Source organism: Burkholderia sp. BE12 (genome assembly GCF_002959955.1).
Classification (GTDB): domain Bacteria; phylum Pseudomonadota; class Gammaproteobacteria; order Burkholderiales; family Burkholderiaceae; genus Burkholderia.
Window position 1 is genome coordinate 141,231 of record NZ_PREY01000017.1, and the last position, 19,923, is coordinate 161,153.

Here is a 19,923-nt window from a genome sequence, read left to right on the forward strand (position 1 = left end):
TCATGCGGCACGGCGCGCCGCGTCGCGGGCCGCGACGGCGCCGCGCACCCGCGGAATCAGTTCGCGGCCGTAGTCGATCGCATCTTCGAGCGGATCGAAGCCGCGGATCAGGAAGGTCGTCACGCCGAGGTCGTAGTAGTCGAGCAGCGCGTCGGCAACCTGTTCGGGCGTGCCGACGAGCGCCGTCGAATTCGAGCGCGCGCCGGTGAGCTTCGCGATCTCGGTCCACAGCCGCTTGTCGACGCGCGAGCCGCGGTCGGCCGCGGCGAGCAGGCGGCGCGCGCCTTCGCTCTGCTGCGGGCCGCCGGCGCCGAGTCCGGCCGCTTCGCGCAGCCGGCGCGTTTCGTCGAGGATGCGGTGCGCACGCGCCCACGCTTCGTCCTCGGTCGCCGCGAGAATCGGCCGGAACGACACGGAGAATCGCACCTGGCGGCCGTGCTTGGCGGCTTCGGCGCGCACGCGCGTCGTCAGATCGCGCACCTGGTCGAGCGATTCGCCCCACAGCGCGTAGACGTCCGCGTGCTTGCCGGCCACCGCGAGCGCGGCTTCCGACGCGCCGCCGAAGTAGATCGGCACGTGCGGCTGCTGGAACGGCTTCACTTCCGAAAAACCCTGCTTGAAGCGGTAATGCGCGCCGTCGTGATCGAACGGCTGCGCGTCGGTCCAGATCCGCCGCAGGATGCCGAGGTATTCGTCGGTGCGTGCATAGCGCGCGTCGTGATCGAGGAAATCGCCGTCGCGCTGCTGCTCGCTGTCCGAGCCGCCCGAGATGAAGTGCACCGCGAGCCGGCCGCGGCTGAACTGGTCGAGCGTCGCGATCTGCCGTGCGGCGAGCGTCGGCGCGGTGAAGCCCGGGCGATGCGCGAGCATGAAATGGATGCGCTCGGTCGCGGCGGCCGCGAACGCGATCGTCAGCGTCGCCGACGGGCCGGTCGAGTGGTGCGGCACGAGGATCCGGTCGAAGCCGGCCGTTTCGTGGGCGCGGGCAAAGTCGCGCACGTAGTCGGGATCGACCACGGGGCCGGACGCAGGGTGGATTTCCGATTGCTTCTGGCTCTGGATCATGCCGATGAATTCGACGCTCATCTGGGTCTCCGGTGCAGGGACGTTCCCGGCGCACGGCCGGGCAGGAATGGAGCGCAGGTTAACGCCGTGATCATGCGGAATGGAAATAATCAATCCCGATTTGAATATCAGATTTGCATGGTTTGGGGCCGCATGCGTTGCGCATACGCTATGGGCTCGTGAATGATCGGGCGCGCGTTGGCGCCGTGTTTGCCGCCGTGTTCGAACTACCCAGGGAATCCGTTTCGATGTCCGCCAGCCTTGCCGCTTCCTCGTCGTCACAGCAGCCTGCGCTGCGTCTCCTGTCTGCCGAAGCTGCCGAAGCTGCCGAAGCTGCCGAAGCTGCCGAAGCTGCCGAAGCTGCCGAAGCTGCCGAAGCCGCCGAAGTCGCCGAAGTCGCCGAAGTCGCCGAAGTCGCCGAAGCCGCCGAAGCCGCCGAAGCCGCCGAAGCCGCCGAAGCCGCCGAAGCCACCGAAGCCACCGAAGCCACCGAAGCCACCGAAGCCGCCGACGAGACGAACGACGCGCGCCTCGCCGCGCTGCTCGAGCGCCTCGCCCCCGAACTTGCCGCCGATGCGGCCCGCAACGACGTCGATGGCCGCTTTCCGCACGAGAATTTCGCGCGGCTGCATCGTGCCGGACTCATCGCGCAGGTCGTGCCGCGCGAGCATGGCGGCGCCGGGGCGACGCTGGCGCGGGCGAGCCGGATCGTCGCGGCCGTCGCGCGGGCCGATCCGGCGACCGCGCTGGTGCTGACGATGACGTATCTGCAGCATCGCGCGCTCGGCCGCGCCGACAATCGCTGGCCGGCCGAAGTGCGGCGCGCGGTGTTCGACAGCGCAGTGGCGCACGGCGCGCTGATCAATGCGTTGCGCGTCGAGCCCGCGCTCGGTTCGCCGTCGCGCGGCGGCCTGCCGGCCACCATCGCGCGCCGCGATGGCGACGGCTGGCGGCTGTCGGGCCACAAGCTCTACAGCACCGGGATTCCGGCGCTGCGCTGGCTGGCCGTGTGGGCGCGCACCGACGAACCGGCGCCGCGCGTCGGCGTGTTTCTCGTGCCGCGCGACCGCGATACCGACGGCGATCGCATCCGTGTGATCGAAAGCTGGAATCACCTCGGCCTGCGCGCATCCGGAAGCCATGAAGTCGTATTCGACGAGGCGCCGCTGCCGGCCGATCATGCGGTCGACGTGCGCGCGCCGGACGCATGGGCCGTGTCGGCCGCCACGCACGCGGATGCCGACGCGCAGGCGGACCAGCAGGCGTGGATGGTCACGCTGCTCGGCAGCCTGTACGACGCGGTGGCGCGTGCGTCGCGGGACTGGCTGGTCGAATTCGCGGCGACGCGTGCCCCGAGCGGGCTCGGCGCGCCGCTCGCGACGCTGTCTCGCGTGCAGGAGGCGGTCGGCGAAATCGAAGGCTGGCTGCACACGAATCGTGTGCTCCTCGACGATCACATCGCGCGTACCGACGCCGGCAACGCGCCGTCGGTGACGACCAGCGGCCTCGTCAAGCGCACCGTGACCGAGCAGGCGATCCGCACGGTCGAGCAGGCGCTGAAGCTGTCGGGCAATCACGGGCTGAGCCGCGGCAATCCGCTCGAACGCCACTATCGCGACGTGCTGTGCAGCCGCGTGCATACGCCGCAGGACGATGCGATCGCGGTGGCGGCGGGGCGGGTGGTGCTCGATGCGGCGATGCGCGGAGTAACGAGCGCGGAGGCGCACGCAACGTCACGCAACGGTGGCGAACGCGGTCGACACGATGCGTGATCCGGACCGGGTTGCCGCGCACGGCAACGGCGTGGCGCGATGCCGGCGCCGGCGCCGCGCGGCCGCGTTATGCGGCCTTGCCGTGCGATTGCTCGGGCAGCGCGAACGCCGCGCGCGCATGCGCGGCGACGGCCGCGAGCGGCGCGTCGAAGCGGGCCGCATCGTGCCGGCGCAGCAGCCACAGGTCGATCTGCGGCTTGAAATCGGCGAGCTGCACGATGTCGAGCCCATCGCGCAATGGGCTGCCTTCGACGAGCGGCAGCGGCATCAATCCGAGGCCGAAGCCGTTTGCCACGCTTTGCAGTTGCAGGTCGCGGCCGTACGCATCGAGCGTGACCGGCATCGGCAGGCCCTGCGCGTCGAGCGCACGCCGCAGGCCGGCACGAAAGCCGCAGCCGTCCGGATTGAGCACCCAGCCGCGCGCGTGGCAATCGGCGAGCCGGTAGCTGCGGCGCGGCCAGTCGCCCTTGCGGCCGACCGCGACGAGCCGCGTGGCCAGCAATCGTTCGCCTTCCACCTGCGCCGGCAGTACCATTTCGCGCGCGAGGAAGACCAGCGCCGCATCGAGTTCGCGGCGGGCGATGCGTTCGACGAGCAGGCCGCCCCATGCGGTCGTGACGTGCGTCGCGAGCGCGGGCCACTGCGCGGCGAGGTCCGCGATGAGCGCCGGCAGCATCAACTCGCCGAGCCCTTGCGTGAGCCCGATCCGGAATTCGCCGGCGAGCGGCTGCTGGCCGGCCGTCAGTTCGCGCAGCGCGTCGACCTCGCGCAGGATCGCGCGACACTGCTCGAACACCTGCCGGCCAATGTCGGTCGGGCGCGGCGGCTTCGTGTTGCGGTCGAGCAGCGTCACGCCGAGCGCTTCCTCGAGATTCTGGACGCGTCGCGTGATCGCGGGTTGCGTCATCCCGAGCTCGGTCGCGGCCTGGCTCAGGGTCTGGCAGCGGACGACCGCTGCAAAAGCGTCGATATCGCTAATTTTCATGTTTGTTCTGCATGGTCTTTCGGGTGCATCATGACGATCCATCATATTCGGCATCATATTCGAGGAGACGGCCGATGAGTACGCTTTCGTTGCACCAGGCGCCGCTGCGTCAGTTCGTCGAGGGGCTGGATGCGCTGCTCGCGTCCGGCGCGAACGAGGCGCGCATTCTCGACGAGGGCGGCGCGCTGCTCGCCGCGCTCGTCGAGCGCGACGACTGGTTGCCCGCCGCGTTTGCGCAACCCGATCCCGAGCGTTACCGGCAATACCTGCTGCATCTCGATCCCGACGAGCGCTTCTCGGTCGTCAGCTTCGTGTGGGGGCCCGGCCAGACGACGCCGATCCACGACCACACGGTGTGGGGGCTGATCGGGATGCTGCGCGGCGGCGAGTTTTCGCAGCCGTACCGGTTCGACGCGACCGGCAAGCCGGTGCCTGCAGGCGACGCCGTGCGGCTGCAGCCGGGCGAGGTCGAGGCCGTGTCGCCGCGCGTCGGCGACGTGCATCGCGTGACCAACGCGTTCGCCGACCGCGTATCGATCAGCATCCACGTGTACGGCGCGAACATCGGCAAGGTCGAGCGCGCGGTGTACCTGGACGACGGTACCGTGAAGCCGTTCGTGTCGGGCTATTCGAATGCCTGACGCAAAGCCCGCTCGCTCGGCCCGGTGCGATTGCGCGCCGGCAGGGCCAAGCTCGATCCGTTCCGCTTTCTTCACCGACTTCAACGTATTCAACACAGAGACATCGTGACGCAATCCGCCGATTCCACCTCCCGCTTTCCCGTCGCGTCGTACCAGGACGTACGCGCGCGCCTGCTGGCCCGCGACGAGATCGCGCTGATCGACGTACGCGAGGAAGATCCGTACGCACAGGGCCATCCGCTGTGGGCCGCCAATTTTCCGTTGTCGAAGCTCGAACTCGATGCGTGGACGCGGATTCCGCGCCGCGACACGCCGATCGTCGTGTTCGGCGAAGCGGGCGGCGAGGATCTCGCGCCGCGCGCGGCCGCGACGCTCGCGCGGCTCGGCTACACCGACGTGCGGCTGCTCGACGGCGGCCTCGCGGGCTGGCTGGCCGCGGGCGGCGAACTGTTCATCGACGTGAACGTGCCGAGCAAGTCGTTCGGCGAATGGGTCGAGGCCGAGCGCCATACGCCGTCGCTGTCCGCGCAGGAGGTGCAGGCGCTGATCGATGCGAAAGCCGATGTCGTGATCGTCGACGCGCGCCGCTTCGACGAGTACCAGACGATGAACATCCCGACGTCGACGAGCGTGCCGGGCGCGGAACTCGTGCTGCGCGTGCGCGCGCTCGCGCCGGATCCGCGGACGCAGGTGATCGTCAACTGCGCGGGCCGCACGCGCAGCATCATCGGCACGCAGTCGCTCGTCAACGCGGGGCTGCCGAATCCGGTCGCCGCGCTGCGCAACGGCACGATCGGCTGGACGCTCGCCGGCCAGACGCTCGAGCGCGGCGCGGCGCGCCGTTTTCCGGACGAGATCGACGCGACGCAGCGCGCCGAAGCGCGTCGGGCCGCGCGCGCGGTGGCCGAACGCGCCGGCGTGCCGCGCATCGCGCTGGCTGACGTCGCGGCGCTCGGCGAACCGGGCCGCACGCTGTACCGCTTCGACGTGCGTACGCCGGAGGAATACGAAGCCGGCCATCTGCCGGGCTTCCTGAGCACGCCGGGCGGCCAGCTCGTGCAGGAGACCGACCATCACGCGGCCGTGCGCGGCGCGCGGATCGTGCTGGCCGACGACGACGGCGTGCGCGCGGACATGACCGCATCGTGGCTCGCGCAGATGGGCTGGGACGTGCGCGTCGTCGAACCGGCCGGTACCGCGGCATTCGTCGAGCGCGGCCAGCCGCCGCGCGACGTGCCGGCGACGCCGCCCGCGACCGACGTGTCGCCCGCGACGCTCGCCGGCTGGCTGAAGGAGGCCGCGCCCGGCGAGCTCGCGATCGTCGACGTGACGGCCAGCGCGAACTACGTGAAGCGGCATATCCCGGGCGCGTGGTTTGCCGTGCGCGCGCAGTTGCGCGACGCGCTGGCGGTGATTCCGCCCGCGAAGCGCTACGTGTTCACGTGCGGGTCGAGCCTGCTGGCGCGGTTCGCGGCCGATGATGCACGCGCGTTGCTGCCGGCTTCGGCCGAGGTTGCGGTGCTGACCGGCGGCACGGCCGCATGGATCGATGCCGGGCTGCCGCTCGAAAGCGGCGAGACGCACCTCGCGTCGCCGCGCGTCGATCGCTACCGGCGCCCGTACGAAGGCACCGACAACGCGGCGGCGGCGATGCAGGCGTATCTCGACTGGGAATACGGGCTGGTCGATCAGTTGAAGCGGGACGGCACGCACCACTTCAACGTGATCTGAACGATGCGGCGCAACCGGGCGCGGCACGCCGTGCGCCGTACCCGGTCGCCGCACGGTTCGGCACGTTCAGCGTGATCAGCGCTTGAACGTATCGACGGCCGTGCGGCCGACGGCCGGATCGTCGGTGAAGAAGCCGTCGATGCCCGCGCGCAGGTACGCCTGGATCTCGCGCACCGAGCCGGCCGTGTTGCGCGTGGCCGGCGTGCCGTCGTCCTTCAGCGACGCGGGCAGGAAGTTGTTCTCCGGGCGGAACGTGTACGGGTGCACGATGAGGCCGGCCTCGTGCGCGTAGCGCACGTACGGCGTCGGCGGCTGCAGCGTGCCATCGGCGGCGACCGCGATGATCGACGTCTTGTACGGGCCGACGCCGTTTGCATAGGCCGCGATTTCGCGCATGCCGTCGCGCGTCGACAGGTCGCCGTAGGTGCGCTTGTCGTTCGCCTTCACGAAGTCGTACGGGCGCTGACCGGCTTCGTCCATCAACTGCACGAGCTTCCAGTTCGGCTGGCTCGACTTGATCCGGTTGCGGATCGTCTTCAGATTCGCGACTTCGAACGACTGGATGTAGACGGTCGCCGTGCGCGATGTGTACGAATCCTTCAGCAGCGCGTCGACGAGGCGGTCCTCGAGCGGCAGGCCGATCGACTGGAAGTAGGTTGGATGCTTGGTTTCCGGATACAGGTGGATCGTGCGGCCGGTCTGCGCGGACATCTGTTTCGCGAGCGCGACGATCTCGTCGAACGTCGGAATCTCGAACTGGTCGTTGTACGCGGTGTTGGCGGGGCGCACCTGCGGAATGCGCTCGCGCGCCCGCAGCGTCTTCAGTTCGGCGAGCGTGAAATCCTCGGTGAACCAGCCGGTCAACTGCGCGCCGTCGATCGTCTTGGTCGCCTTGCGGCTCGCGAACTGCGGCAGCGTCGACACGTTCGTCGTGCCCGAGATCTCGTTCTCGTGGCGCGCGACGAGCACGCCGTCGCGGGTCGACACGAGGTCGGGCTCGATCACGTCCGCGCCGTCCTCGATCGCCTTGCGGTACGACGCGAGCGTATGTTCGGGGCGCAGCGCGCTCGCGCCGCGATGGCCGACCACCTGGACCTTCGCGGAAATCGGCTGCGTGGGATCGCGCGTCAGATCGTCGTCGCCGCCGCACGCGGCGAGCAGGAACGCGGCGGCACAGGCGAACGGGACGTAGCGCAGGGAGGTCGGGCGCTTGAGGAGCATGTCGATGGACCTTCGAAACGGAGTCGGAAAAGGGCGCTCGCGCCGGTGGCCTGGCAGGCGCCGGGCTACGCGGAATCGAACGGTGCGCGATCGTCGCATCGAATAATTACATATGTATTACTTCGACCTTTCTGTTCGTTTTTTGGGAGCGAGGCACGCGGCGGGGCGATTGAGCCCAGCCTTGCCCGCGCCGCATTCCGGCCGCCGCGGGCTGCCCGCGCGCCGGATGCACTAAACTTGCGGGAATTTTGCATCGCCGCACCGGGGCCGACGCCCGCCTGGCGCGACGATGCGGCGACTCGCGGGCCGGCGCGGGCGCCCGGCGCCCGTGTGCGTCCGGGGTCCGCGCCGGCCGATTTTTCCCGACCCATGACGACCCATACCGATCCCGCCTATCTGCTCGGCGAGCTACTGAAGAACGTTTCCCGCTCCTTCTACCTGACGCTGCGCGTGCTGCCCGACGGCATGCGCGACCCGGTCGGCCTCGCGTATCTGCTTGCGCGCGCGGCCGACACGATCGCCGACACGGCGCTCGTCGCGCCCGACCGCCGCGCGGCCCTGCTGACCGTCCTGCGCGACGACGTCGAGCGGCTCGGCGACGGCGCGGCGCTGTCGCGTTCGCTCGAGGACGTGACGCGGATGCAGACCGATTCGCACGAACACCTGCTGCTCGGCTCGATGGAGCCGATGCTCGCACTGCTGCGCGCGCAGCCGGAGGCCGATCGCGCGTCGATCCGCAAGGTCGTCGCGACGCTCACCGCGGGGATGGAATTCGACCTGCGCACGTTTCCGGACGAGCAGTCGGGCCAGGTCGCATCGCTGCCGACGCGCGACATGCTCGACCGCTACACGTACCTCGTCGCGGGCTGCGTCGGCGAGTTCTGGACCGACATGACGGGCGCGCACACCCGCGCCGCGCGCGGCTGGGATCTGCCGGACATGCGCGAGAAGGGCATCCGTTTCGGCAAGGCGCTGCAGATGACCAACATCCTGCGCGACTGCGCGAAGGATCTGCGCATCGGCCGCTGCTACCTGCCCGACGACGTGCTGGGCGCGCACGGGCTCGTCGTGGCCGACCTGATGCAGCCGGAGGCTTCGGCGCGCGCGCGCGGCGTGCTGGTCGACCTGCTGCGCGTCGCGCTCGACCAGTATCGCGACGCATGTCTGTATACGCTTGCGATTCCGCGCCGTTTCGTGCGGCTGCGGCTCGCCTGCCTGTGGCCGATCATGATCGGCCTCGAAACGCTCGAACTGCTGGCCGGCCACGCTGCGTGGCTCGATCCGGCGAAGCCGGCCAAGGTGCCGAGAAAGCGCATCTACCGGATCATGGCGGCGTCGCTCGCGCTGGTCGGTTCGAACACGGCGATCCGCGCGCGCCTGAGCGCGCTCGCCGAGGCGGTGAGCGCGCGGCTCGCGACGCAGCACTGAAGATCGCCGGCGCGATAAGCACCGGCATCGCCTCCGGGCCCGCGTTCGCCGGGCCGTTTCCGTCCGCTCTCCGGCACGCCGACTAAAACGTTTTCATGATTTCGTGTCTCGAAATGCGGATGTCACGAACGTCGGCGATCCTGCGCGGCGGCGTGAATCGCGGCGTCAGCTTCGATCGCGCTTTTGTAAGACGTTTGGTTGCCGAAGGCGTCTGACGACATCGGACGGTCGCGTTGCACCCGTAAAAATGTAAAGCTAGGGTTTTCACCGGCAAATGCCGGAAACGCCCGCCGCACAAGCGTTTCGGGTCGTTATGTAACCGTTTGGTGAACCGCCGCGTTGCGTCGATCATACGATGACCGACCGCACATGTTGGGAAACAATTGGTAATCCGTCAGAATCGCGTCGGCATGTACTCGCACATGTGTCGGTCATAAAACCACACCAGAAAAGAAACATTCTTTGAGGACGGAGAATCAATGAAAAAGCGCGTCGCTTTCGCCATGACGGCAGTGGGTCTCGCCGCCGCTACCGCCGCCCACGCCCAGAGCAGCGTGACCCTGTACGGTATCGTCGACAACGCCATCGCTTGGCAGAACAACTCGTCGGCTACCGGTGCGACCACCGGCGGTCACTCGAAAGTACAGATGGCCACCGGCATTTGGGCGGGCAGCCGCTTCGGCCTGAAGGGCAGCGAAGATCTTGGCGGCGGCACGAAGGCGATTTTCCAGTTGGAAGCGGGCTTCAACGCGAACAACGGCTCGTCGCAATGGACGAACGGCATCTTCACGCGTCAGGCATGGGTCGGTATGACCAACGCGACGTACGGTACGCTGACGGCCGGCCGTCAGTACACGGCGTACTACACGCTGCTGTCGCCGTATAGCCCGACGACCTGGCTGACCGGGTACTACGGCGCGCACCCGGGCGATATCGACTCGCTGGATACCAGCTACCGCGCGAACAACTCGCTCGTCTACATGTCGCCGAAGTTCTACGGCTTCACGGTCGGCGGTTCGTACTCGTTCGGCGGCGTGGCAGGCGCGACGAACCGCGGCTCGACGTGGAGCGCGGCGATCCAGTACCTGAACGGCCCGGCAGGCATCGCGGTCGGCTACCAGAAGGTCAACAACTCGACGCTCGGCGGCGGCGTGTGGGGCGCGAACTCGACGGTCCAGAACGGCCTGACGACAACGGGCGACGGCAACCAGCCGGCAGTTTCGTCGATCAACAACGGCTACGCGACCGCGCAATCGCAGCAGCGTCTCGCCGTGACGGCGGGCTATCAGTTCACGCCGGCATGGGATATTTCGGCGTCGTACTCGAACGTCCAGTACACGCCGGGCACGGGTTCGTTCTTCCGGAACAAGGCCATCTTCAACACGGCTGGCGCAGTGCTGCACTGGAAGGCAGCTGCTCAGTGGGACTTCGCGGTTGGCTACTCGTACACGGCGGCAACGCAGTCGAACGGTGTCTCGAGCGCGGCGAAGTACCACCAGGTCACGCTGTCGCAGTACTACAGCCTGTCGAAGCGCACGGGCCTGTATGCGGTTGAGGCTTATCAGCACGCAAGCGGCAACACGCTGAACGGCAAGGGCAACGGCATCATCGCGGCGACCACGTCGATCGGTGACGGCGTGGGCGCAGGTTCGAAGCAGAACCAGATCGCCGCTGGCGTCGGCCTGATCCACCGCTTCTGATGTCGCGCGGCGCGCGAGCGCCGCTCACGGCATGCGGTATGAAAAAACCGGCTTTCGAGCCGGTTTTTTCGTTTACGTCGCGAGCGTTCGCCCGATCCGCAGGATCACTGATCGATCGGCGACTTCAGCGGCTGATGCTCGCCTGTCAGCCCGAACACGACGAGTTGCGCGGGCTCGGTCGCGCTCGCGTTGCGCGACACCTGATGGCGCGAGCCCGGCGGCTCGTACCAGCCTTCGCCCGCGCGGTAGCGGCGCAGCGGGCCGCCGTTCACCTGCGACAGCACTTCGCCTTTCGACACGACGGCGAACACCGAGCCGAGATGCCGGTGCGCTTCGGACGCCTGACCGGGCGCATAGTCGACCGTCGCGACGACGACGTGCTTGCCGGGCGCTTCGGGCACGGCCTGCTGCATGATCGCGTGCACGGCGTCGCCGGCGTCGTGCGCGTGGGCGGCGGCCGGCAGTGCCGCCGCGAGCACGAGCACGAACCCGGCGTACGGCGCGACGCGATGGAGCGGGGAACGGATCATCGTCGGCTCCTTACTCGGGCATCTTGCGGAACGCGATCGCGAAGCGGTTCCACGAGTTGATCGTCGCGATCAGCATCGACAGGTCGAACAGCTCCTCGTCGGTGAAGTGCGGCTTCACGGCTTCCCAGACGGCGTCGGGCACATGGCTGCCGGCCACCAGCGTCAGCGCCTCGGTCCATTCCAGCGCCGCGCGTTCGCGCTCGGTGAAGAACGGCGTTTCGCGCCACGTGACGACGGTCGCGAGACGGCGGTCGGTTTCGCCGCCCTTGCGCGCGTCGGTCGTATGCATGTCGACGCAGAACGCGCAGCCGTTGATCTGCGACGCGCGCAGGCGGACGAGTTCGGCGAGCGGCTTCTCGATCGAGCTCTTCGCGAGGAATTCCTCGGCGTTGCGCATCACCTTGATGGCATTCGGGCTGGCGGCATAGAAGTTCAGGCGCGGTTGCATGGCACGTCCTTTTCGGTTGGGTAGCGCCACGGTGGCGCGACAGGACCTACTTTAGGACGCGTACTGGCCTGCTTGAATAACCAATTTCGTGGAAATTCAGGTAACCAGTGGCGATCCGCCTACGAGGCCGGCATCGAGCAAACCGGCCAGCTTCGCGAGCGCCGTGTCGATGCGCAGCGCGTCGATTCCGCCATAGCCGAACAGCAGCCCCGGGCGCACCGGCACGCCCGCATGGAACGCCGAGATCCCGTACAGGCCGATGTCCTGCGCGCGCGCCGCGCGGACCAGCGCCGCTTCGTCGAGCCCCGACTTCAGGTACGCGGCGAGATGGATGCCGGCGGTCGGCACGATCGCGTCGAACCACGGCGCGAGTTCGCCGCGCAGGTGTGCGATCAGCATCTTGCGGCGCGCGTCGTAGTGCTTCTGCACGCGTTTCAGGTGCCGCGCGAAATCGCCTTCGTGCATGAAGCGCGCGAGCGCCGCCTGCGTCAGCGTGCACGTGTGCCAGTCGACGATCTGCTTCGCCTTGGCCAGCGCGCCGCGCAACGCGCGCGGCGGAATCGCGTAGCCGATCCGCAGCTCGGGAAAGATCGTCTTCGAGAACGTGCCGACGTACGCGACGAGGCCCGTGCGGTCGAGGCTCTTCAGCGATTCGACCGGCCGCCCCTCGAAGCGGAATTCGCCGTCGTAGTCGTCCTCGATGATCACCGCGCGGCGGCGCTGCGCCCATTCGAGCAGCGCGACGCGGCGATCGAGCGTCATCGGCATGCCGAGCGGGAACTGGTGCGACGGCGTCACGTAGACGAGCCGCGCGTCGTCCGGCAGCCGTTCCGTGACGAGGCCGTGCGCGTCGACCGGCACGCCGATCACCGTCGCGCCGAGCGACGCGAACGCGGCGCGCGCGGGCGGATAGCCGGGATCCTCGACCGCGACGACGTCGCCCGGCCGCACGACCACGCGCGCGAGCAGGTCGAGCGCCTGTTGCGCGCCTTGCGTGACGAGCACGTCGTCCCAACCGCATGCGACCGCCCGGCTGAATGCGACGTAGCGCGCGATCGCGCCGCGCAACTGCGGGTCGCCGGCCGGGTCGTGGTATTGGCCCGGGCCGCGCGCCTGCTGGCGCAGCGCGTGATGCAGGCAGCGCCGCCATGCGTCGAACGGGAACAGCGTCTTGTCGGTCACGCCGCCGCGAAAGTCGAAGCCGGGCGAGTCGTGCGGCGCGGGCATCGCGAGCGCATCGGGCAGGTCGTTCCACAGCGCACGCGCATCGACCGCGTCGATGCGCGGCATCTCGTCGACGATCGACGGCGCCGACGTCGCCGCGGCGTGCGGCACGCGCGCCAGGCCGTCGGCGATGAACGTGCCGTCGCCGGCGCGTGTATTCAGGTAGCCCTCGGCGACGAGGCGCTCGAATGCGTCGAGCGTCGTCTTGCGCGACACGCCGAGCTGTTTCGCGAGGTCGCGCGTCGATGGCAGCCGCGCGCCGCCTGCGAGACGCCCGTCGACGATCGCGGTGCGCAGTTGCCGGAAGATTTGCCCCGTCAGGTCGTGACGGCCTTCGATGCGGATCGCGATGTCCATCGCAGTGGTTACCTCGATCGGGGTGATTTTGCCTCGATCAGCATACCGGAAGTGGCCGACGCCGGCGGCGGTTCGCGGCAGGCGGCTGTCGCCGCCATCGCCCGATTGGACCGCGGCCCGTTAGTGCCTTACGATCCACGACACCTTCATCGTGGAGCGACCTCATGCTGTCCGAAGACGAACTGGCGTTGCTCGACGCGATCCGCGCTACCGGCAGCCTGTCGCGTGCCGCCGCGCGGCTCGGCAAGGCGCCGTCGACGGTGTCGCACGCGGCGCGCCAGCTCGAAACGCGGTTCGACGCGCTGCTGTTCGACCGGCGCGGCTACCGGCTGCAACTCACGCCGGCCGGACAATTGCTGGCCGACGAGGCCGCGCGGCTGGCGCTCGACGTCGCACGGCTGACGCAGCGCGTGCGGCAGGTCGCGAGCGGCTGGGAGGACCGGCTGTGGATCGTCACCGACGAAGTGCTGGAGTTCGATACGCTGCTGCCGGTCGTCCGCGCATTCGATGCGCTCGCTTCGGGCGTGTCGCTGCGCTTCACGCATGAGGTGCTCGGCGGGACCTGGGAAGCGTTGCGCGACGGCCGCGCGGATCTGGTCGTCGGTGCGACCAACGAGCCGCCGGCGATTCCGGGCCTCAAGTGGTTCGAACTCGGTGCGATGGAATGGGTGTTCGCGGTGTCGCCGCGCCATCCGCTGGCGTCCGCGAGCGGGGTGCTGACGCGCGATGCGATCGGTGCGCATCGCGCGGTCGTCGTCGCCGATTCGTCGCGGCGCGCGGCCGGCCGCGCGTATGGCCTGCTCGGCGGGCAGGCGGTGCTCGCGGCGCCGTCGATGCGCGCGAAGATCCTCGCGCAGCGCGATGCGCTCGGCGTCGGCTGGGTGCCGCGCCGGCGCGTGACGTCGTTGCTCGCGCGCGGCGAGCTGGTCGAGAAGCAGACGGCGGACCCGCGCGAGCCGAATCTGCTGTACGTCGCGTGGCACGGCGACCGCGACGGTCGCGCGCTGCAATGGTGGCTGGAGCAACTGCGCGAGCCGCGACTCGTGCAGCGGCTGCTCGACGGGCTCGACGTCGTCGGTTGAGCGCGCCCGCGCCAACATGTTCGACGTTTTCGAACATGTTCGTCGTGCCGGCCGCACGGCAATGCCGTGCGCCGCGCGCATCCTGTGTTCACGGTCAACTCACCGGTTCACAGGAGAACATCATGCAACGCTTCGAAGGAAAGACGGTCCTCGTCACGGGCGGCAACAGCGGCATCGGCCTGGCGGCCGCGAAGGCATTCGCGGCCGAAGGCGCGCGGGTCCTCATCACCGGGCGCGACGCCGACACGCTGGAAGCCGCCCGTCGAACGCTCGGCGAAGGGGCGCTGGCGATTCGCAACGAAGCCGGCAGCGTCGCATCGGCCCGCGCGCTGGCCGACGCGATCGCCACCGCCGGCGTGCGGCTCGACGCCGTGTTCGTCAACGCGGGCGTCGCGAAACTCGCGCCGTTCGCCGACAGCGACGAAGCAATGTGGGATCTTGTCTTCAACACCAACGTGAAGGGCGCGTATTTCCAGATCCAGTCGCTCGTGCCGCTGCTGAACCGCGGCGCATCGATCGTGATCAACGGCTCGATCAACGCGCATATCGGGATGCCGGGCTCGTCGGTGTACGCGGCGAGCAAGGCGGCCGTCAATTCGTTCGCGAAGACGCTGTCGGCGGAACTGCTGCCGCAGGGCGTACGCGTGAACGTGGTCAGCCCGGGGCCTGTGCAGACGCCGCTGTACGGCAAGCTCGGGCTCGATGCGGCGGCGCTTGACGAGACCGCCGACAAGATCAGGGGGCTCGTACCGGTCGGCCGGTTCGGCACGCCGGATGAAATCGCGTCGACGGTGCTGCACCTGAGCGCGCCGGAATCCGCGTTCATCGTCGGCGCGGAAATCATCGCGTCGGGCGGGATGGGGCTGCTCTGAGGGGCGAGGCGGGCGGGGACCGTCACCGGCCGATACGGCGCCGGGCGAGCGGCCCCCCGTCACATACCCCTATCGGGACGCACAGGCGCCATGCGTCGCGCCGCCGGCTCCCAGCTGCGTCACCGTCAACCCCGCGAACGTCGCGCGGCCTTGCTCGGCGAACACGGCCACGCGATCCGCATCGAGCGGCGGGAAGATCAGGTCCGTCAGCACCACGCGGCCGCCGTTCGCGAATACCTCGACCGACCCGCGATCGACGACGATTTCGAGCCGCAGTTGCCCGTGTTCGAGCGGCAGATCGACGATGTGCTCGCGGCTGAACGTGCCGGCGAAATTCGCTTCGCCGGATTGCGAGCGGTCGAGCGTCAGCGTGCGCTTCGCCGTGTCGTACACGATCCGGGTGCCGATCGAGCCGTCGCTTGAGCGCCGGACGATCAGCCCCGCGCGCGCGGCACGCTGCGGCGAGATCGTCACCGTGATGCGCTGGACCACGCCGCGCGTGGCGGCCGACAGCACCCGGGTAGCGGAGTCGACCGTGACGTCGCCTTCATGCACGGCGGGCCGGCCGTCGGCCCATGCGTCGAAGGCGGCGGCGGGCGCGACGACGAGGCGCGGTTCGCCGTCGATCGTCTTCAGCGACAGTTCGCGCGGCAGCGTGGTCGCGCCGCGCCATGGCGTGGTCGGCACTTTTGCCGCGTAGTCCCAGTTGCTCATCCATGCGATCGCGACCGGCCGGGCGCCCGGTGCGCCGGAGAACGTGCCGGCCGCATAAAAATCGGCGCCGTGATCGACCCAGCGAAATTGCGCGGGATCCGAGCCGGCCGGCGCGACGCGGTCGGGTACGAACGTGCGGCCGTCGAAGTTGCCGACGAAATACATCGCGCCGGAACCGCCGGCGATCGACCACGGATTCACGTTGACGATCATCACCCACTTGATGCGGCGGGGATCGCCGTCGAGCGGCAGCGGGACGAGATCGGGCATTTCCCACAGCGCGCCCGCATGCGGCACGTCCGGCAGCGTGAAGTCGCTCAGGAACGACCAGTGGATCAGGTCGTCGGAACGATAGAGCTTCACGACGTGCGCATCGGCGACGACCGTCGTCATCAACCAGTAGCCGCCCGGCGCATACCACGACACTTTCGGGTCGCGAAATTGCTTCGATTCTGGATCGAGCGTCAGCACCGGATTGTGCGCATACGGCTGCCAGGTCGTGCCCTGGTCGAGGCTGTACGCGAGCGACTGGGCCTGTATGCCGGGTGCGTGACCCGAGCCGGGCTTGTAGACGCTCGTATAGAGCGCGACGAGCGGCGTGTGCCCCGGTTTGCCGAGACCGGACGTGTTCAGGGTATCGGCGACGATCGAGCCGGAGAAGATTTCCTCGGTGGCGTTCGCGCGCATCGCGACCGGCTGCTCGCGCCAGTGGACGAGATCGGTGCTGGTCGCGTGGCCCCACGACATGTTGCCCCAGTCGTTGCCGAGCGGGTTGTACTGATAGAACAGGTGATAGCGGCCGTTCTCGTAGACGAGCCCGTTCGGGTCGTTCATCCAGTTACGCTGCGGCGTGTAGTGGAGGGCGGGCCGCCATTGCGGCGTGCCGTTGTCGGCCTGCGTGTCGCACGCAGCGGCGGCGGCCTGCGTGCAGGCCATGCAAACGAGCAGCAGCCGGACGAGGCGGACGGAAAAGCGGAAAGACGTCGATTTCATGCGGGGCCGGGCGCTTCGTTGGGCGAAGCGGGAAAGGAGGGCGCACGCCGGCTGCAACGGCGGCATGCGCAAGGGTTCGAAAGAAAAGTCGAAAAAAGAGGAGGCGCACACGCGACACGCGCGATACGCGCCTCCTGAACCTCGTGCCTTCAGCGACGATCGTTATCGTTGGCTATCCTGATTGCCGCCGCCGTTACGGGCGGGTGCCCGGGCCGTCGTTGTGACCGGCCCCCGTCGCCGGCAGGTTCGTCGGGATGTCGCCGTAGCCGCCGAGGCCGCCGCGTCCATACGTGCGGTCGACCGCCGTCGACGTGCCGTTGATGTTGACCTTCACCGTCGGCGCGAGCGTGCCGCCGCGGCGCGGGCCGATCGCATCGATGAACGACTCGACGAGCCCGCCCGGCATCACGTAGTGCGAATACGACTGGAATTCGCGCGGGTTCTGGTTCGGGTCCTGCGAATACGGTGCGCCGGCCGGCGCGGAGAAGTCGGTCGGATTGCCGAGCACGAGGCCGCTGCCGCCGTTCAGCGGCAGGAAGTCGCTGCGGATGCCGTTGCCGACGAAGCCGTACACGCCGTCCGGGCCGTCGACGCCGGCCGCCATCGTCGTGCGGTGACTGATCGTGAACAGGTAGTACTTGCCGTCCTTCAGGTAGATCTGCGGGCGCTCGGTCTGGTCGTCGACGCAGTTCGCCGACAGGATCGGCGGCAGGAACTTCCACTCGGTCAGTTGCGGGTTCGTCGCGACCGCGAGGCCGACGTTGGCCTTTTGATACACTGCGCCCGAATTCATCACCGCGTTGAGATCTTCCCGGTTCGGATCGTTCGGCGCGTAGCCGAGATCGGCCTCGGTGCAGGTGCGTGCGCCGCGCTGGCCGCCGGTGTTGCCTTCGAACACCATGTAGGTCTTGCCCGGATGGGCGGGGTCGGTGAACACGAACGGATCGCGGAACGAGAAGTAGGTGTTCTGCTGGCCGCTCTGGTAGTACTTGCCGTCCGGTTCCAGCAGCGCCTTGTGATCGTCGAAGCCGCTGAACCACACGTGCTTGTCGTCGGCGTGAATGTGGCCGTCGGTGCGCGTGATGATCGCCTGCGGCGGCGTGATGTCGGCACCGCCGGGCGCCGAGCGGTTGAACGACGTCGCGGTGTAGTAGAGGCTGACGTTGTCGCCGTGCGTGAGGCGTGCGGAGCCCGACCATTCGGCGTTGTTGGTCATCGGCGCGGTGCCGAACACCCGGGCGCTCGCGCCGTCCGGGAACAGATGGCCGCCCCAGGTCCAGCCGCCGTTCGCGGGGCGTTGCGACGCGGGGATGCCGGCGCGGCGATAGAAGAAGCCGATGCGGGCGTGGACGTGACGGTCGTCGAAGGTGTAGCCGGCGTGCGGATCGGCGGTGAGCGAGAAGATCACCTCCCAGCCCTTGTAGCTGAGCTGGTTCGCGCGCAGGTCGGCCAGCGGCCACGTGTCCCACACCCACACGTTCGAGTTGATCAGCGGGAAATCCTGCGGGATGTCCGGCATCGTCAGCGCCTGCGGCAGCGAATTCTTGTCGGCGCCGGCGGTATGCGATTGCGCGACGATCTGGCGGATGTCCGCCCGCGTCCAGCGCATCGTGAAATTGCCTTCGGGATCGTAGGCTTGCTGCGTATGGGGCGTGGGCACGGGCGCGGCCGTGCCGCCGGACTGCGCGTGCGCGACGGACGCGAAGGCGGCGAGTGCGCCGCCAGCGAGCAGCAAACGTTTGGCCGCGGCCGGGCGGAAAAGGGGAAAGTATGTCATCTCGTCGTTGTTTCCTTGGAAGGTGAAAGTGAACGGCTGAGTGGGCATCGATGTCCAAACCGGTTTGGATGCTATTTCAAACCGGTTTGGAACGCAAAAGATATTTATTTGACGGTAATGATTACCCAATGGAAATAATTACCCGGTCGGCGTGTCCCGGTCGTCGGGCCGCCGGGCGGATCGGCGAATGCGAGGAATGACGGTGAAGGTGAATCTGAAGGTGCTGTCGGACGCGCTCGGCTTGTCGCGGACCACGGTCAGTCGCGCGTTGAACGGTTATGACGACGTCAGCGAGGCGACGCGCGAGCGCGTGGCGAAGGCCGCGCGGGAAATGGGCTACGTGGCCGACCCGACCGCACGGCGGCTCGCGACCGGGCGGGCCGACGTGATCGGAATCGTCTATCCGTTCGGCGCCGGCGATCTCGGCGACCCGCGTTTCGGCGAAGTCGTCGCGGGCATCACCGAGCGGCTCGCCGAGCGCAATCTCGATTTCATCATCGCGTCCGCGCGACCGAACGCGGAACTGGACACGTATCGGCGGATCGTCGACGGCAAACTCGTCGACGGGCTGATCGTCGCACGCACGCTGGTGGACGATCCGCGTATCGCGTACCTGCGAGCGAACGCGTTTCCGTATGTCGCGTACGGCCGCACGCAGGCGGCCGGCCCGTATGCGTGGTTCGACTTCGACAACGAGGCGGGCGCGCGCGAGGCGGTGCGCCGGCTGATCGGCTTCGGGCATCGGCGCATCGCGATGATCAGCGCGCCGCTGACGCTGAATTTCGCCGCGCAGCGGCGCGCCGGTTATCTGTCGGCATTGCGCGAAGCCGGTATCGAGATCGATCCGGCGCTGCTCGTCGAGTGCCCGTTTACGCACGACGGCGGGCTGCAGGCGGCGCGGGCGTTGCTCGCGCACGCCGAGCCGCCGACCGCGCTGCTGGTCGACAACAACATCGCGGGCGGCGGCGCGTTTCGCGCGCTGGCCGACAGCGGGCTGCGCCTGGGCGCGAACATGTCGCTGATCGTCTATGACGGCGTGCCGCCCGATATCGCGCATCCTTATCGCGTCACGGCGGTCGTGCAGCCGACCGGACATGCATCGGGGCGCGCGCTGGCGGAACTGATGCTGCGGCTGCTGGACGACGGCGTGCGCGATCACCGGCTCGAAGCGCCGGCAATCGAAGCGGGCGATACGGATGGTCCGCTGCGCGGGTAGCGGCGTTGCGCGACGTGCAGCCCCCGACGCGACGGCGATGCCGAGCCGATGCCGAGCCGATGCCGAGCCGATGCCGAGCCGATGCCAAGCCGATGCCAAGCCGATGCCAAGCCGATGCCAAGCCGATGCCGATGCCCAGCTCAGCTCAGCCCAGCCCAGCCCAGCCC

Annotated in this window: 15 protein-coding genes and 1 pseudogene; 8 read left to right on the forward strand and 8 right to left on the reverse strand. The window is 68.7% G+C overall.

Features of this window, described 5'->3' with window-relative positions; all coding sequences use genetic code 11:
• The gene (locus C4B30_RS20405) at nt 1-1,086 is read right to left on the reverse strand and encodes an LLM class flavin-dependent oxidoreductase (RefSeq protein WP_089501680.1); all 1,086 of its coding nucleotides are present in this window, start codon (nt 1,084-1,086) and stop codon (nt 1-3) included.
• Nucleotides 1,087-1,571: 485 nt separating this feature from the next.
• Between C4B30_RS20405 and C4B30_RS20415 the strand changes: the two are divergent.
• A pseudogene (locus C4B30_RS20415) lies at nt 1,572-2,837 on the forward strand (acyl-CoA dehydrogenase family protein); the annotation flags it as partial.
• A gap of 67 nt (nt 2,838-2,904) precedes the next feature.
• On the opposite strand, the gene C4B30_RS20420 reads toward C4B30_RS20415, so the two are convergent.
• A complete protein-coding gene (locus C4B30_RS20420; RefSeq protein ID WP_199779079.1) occupies nt 2,905-3,879 on the reverse strand; it encodes a LysR family transcriptional regulator in 975 nt (324 codons plus the stop codon).
• Nucleotides 3,880-3,896: 17 nt separating this feature from the next.
• Here C4B30_RS20420 and C4B30_RS20425 point away from each other — a divergent pair, with 17 nt between their 5' ends.
• The gene (locus tag C4B30_RS20425) at nt 3,897-4,463 is read left to right on the forward strand and encodes a cysteine dioxygenase (RefSeq protein ID WP_105132948.1); all 567 of its coding nucleotides are present in this window, start codon (nt 3,897-3,899) and stop codon (nt 4,461-4,463) included.
• A gap of 105 nt (nt 4,464-4,568) precedes the next feature.
• Entirely contained in the window at nt 4,569-6,194 is a 1,626-nt protein-coding gene (locus C4B30_RS20430) for a rhodanese-related sulfurtransferase (protein WP_105132949.1), read from the forward strand.
• A 75-nt stretch (nt 6,195-6,269) separates the two neighbouring features.
• Here C4B30_RS20430 and C4B30_RS20435 read toward each other — a convergent pair whose 3' ends face one another.
• Nucleotides 6,270-7,415 carry a glycerophosphodiester phosphodiesterase gene (locus C4B30_RS20435; RefSeq protein WP_105132950.1) on the reverse strand — a complete coding sequence of 382 codons (1,146 nt, stop codon included), beginning with the start codon at nt 7,413-7,415 and terminating at the stop codon, nt 6,270-6,272.
• A gap of 369 nt (nt 7,416-7,784) precedes the next feature.
• On the opposite strand from C4B30_RS20435, the gene C4B30_RS20440 reads away from it, so the two are divergent.
• Both C4B30_RS20440 and C4B30_RS20445 read left to right on the forward strand, forming a co-directional pair.
• A complete protein-coding gene (locus C4B30_RS20440) occupies nt 7,785-8,843 on the forward strand; it encodes a phytoene/squalene synthase family protein (protein ID WP_105132951.1) in 1,059 nt (352 codons plus the stop codon).
• A 479-nt stretch (nt 8,844-9,322) separates the two neighbouring features.
• The gene (locus C4B30_RS20445) at nt 9,323-10,543 is read left to right on the forward strand and encodes a porin (RefSeq protein WP_027782921.1); all 1,221 of its coding nucleotides are present in this window, start codon (nt 9,323-9,325) and stop codon (nt 10,541-10,543) included.
• A gap of 104 nt (nt 10,544-10,647) precedes the next feature.
• Here C4B30_RS20445 and C4B30_RS20450 read toward each other — a convergent pair whose 3' ends face one another.
• The 3 genes from C4B30_RS20450 to pdxR all read right to left on the reverse strand — a co-directional run bounded on the left by C4B30_RS20450 (nt 10,648) and on the right by pdxR (nt 13,102).
• A complete protein-coding gene (locus C4B30_RS20450; RefSeq protein ID WP_089501686.1) occupies nt 10,648-11,073 on the reverse strand; it encodes a cupin domain-containing protein in 426 nt (141 codons plus the stop codon).
• A 10-nt stretch (nt 11,074-11,083) separates the two neighbouring features.
• The gene (locus C4B30_RS20455) at nt 11,084-11,521 is read right to left on the reverse strand and encodes a carboxymuconolactone decarboxylase family protein (RefSeq protein ID WP_105132952.1); all 438 of its coding nucleotides are present in this window, start codon (nt 11,519-11,521) and stop codon (nt 11,084-11,086) included.
• Between the two features lie 96 nt (nt 11,522-11,617).
• Nucleotides 11,618-13,102 carry a MocR-like pyridoxine biosynthesis transcription factor PdxR gene (gene pdxR, locus C4B30_RS20460; protein ID WP_105132953.1) on the reverse strand — a complete coding sequence of 495 codons (1,485 nt, stop codon included), beginning with the start codon at nt 13,100-13,102 and terminating at the stop codon, nt 11,618-11,620.
• A 164-nt stretch (nt 13,103-13,266) separates the two neighbouring features.
• Between pdxR and C4B30_RS20465 the strand changes: the two genes are divergently transcribed.
• Complete coding sequence (locus C4B30_RS20465; RefSeq protein ID WP_105132954.1) at nt 13,267-14,184, forward strand: LysR family transcriptional regulator; 918 nt, start codon at nt 13,267-13,269, stop codon at nt 14,182-14,184.
• Between the two features lie 122 nt (nt 14,185-14,306).
• Entirely contained in the window at nt 14,307-15,056 is a 750-nt protein-coding gene (locus C4B30_RS20470) for an SDR family oxidoreductase (RefSeq protein ID WP_105132969.1), read from the forward strand.
• 69 nt (nt 15,057-15,125) lie between these two features.
• On the opposite strand, the gene C4B30_RS20475 is transcribed toward C4B30_RS20470, so the two are convergent.
• Together C4B30_RS20475 and C4B30_RS20480 are read right to left on the reverse strand one after the other, a co-directional pair.
• Nucleotides 15,126-16,763: a glycoside hydrolase family 32 protein gene (locus C4B30_RS20475; protein ID WP_105132955.1), complete on the reverse strand. Its 1,638-nt coding sequence runs from the start codon at nt 16,761-16,763 to the stop codon at nt 15,126-15,128.
• A gap of 193 nt (nt 16,764-16,956) precedes the next feature.
• The gene (locus C4B30_RS20480; protein WP_105132956.1) at nt 16,957-18,540 is read right to left on the reverse strand and encodes a glycoside hydrolase family 68 protein; all 1,584 of its coding nucleotides are present in this window, start codon (nt 18,538-18,540) and stop codon (nt 16,957-16,959) included.
• A 187-nt stretch (nt 18,541-18,727) separates the two neighbouring features.
• Here C4B30_RS20480 and C4B30_RS20485 point away from each other — a divergent pair, with 187 nt between their 5' ends.
• Nucleotides 18,728-19,756: a substrate-binding domain-containing protein gene (locus tag C4B30_RS20485; RefSeq protein ID WP_105132957.1), complete on the forward strand. Its 1,029-nt coding sequence runs from the start codon at nt 18,728-18,730 to the stop codon at nt 19,754-19,756.
• The last annotated feature ends 167 nt before the right edge of the window (nt 19,757-19,923 follow it).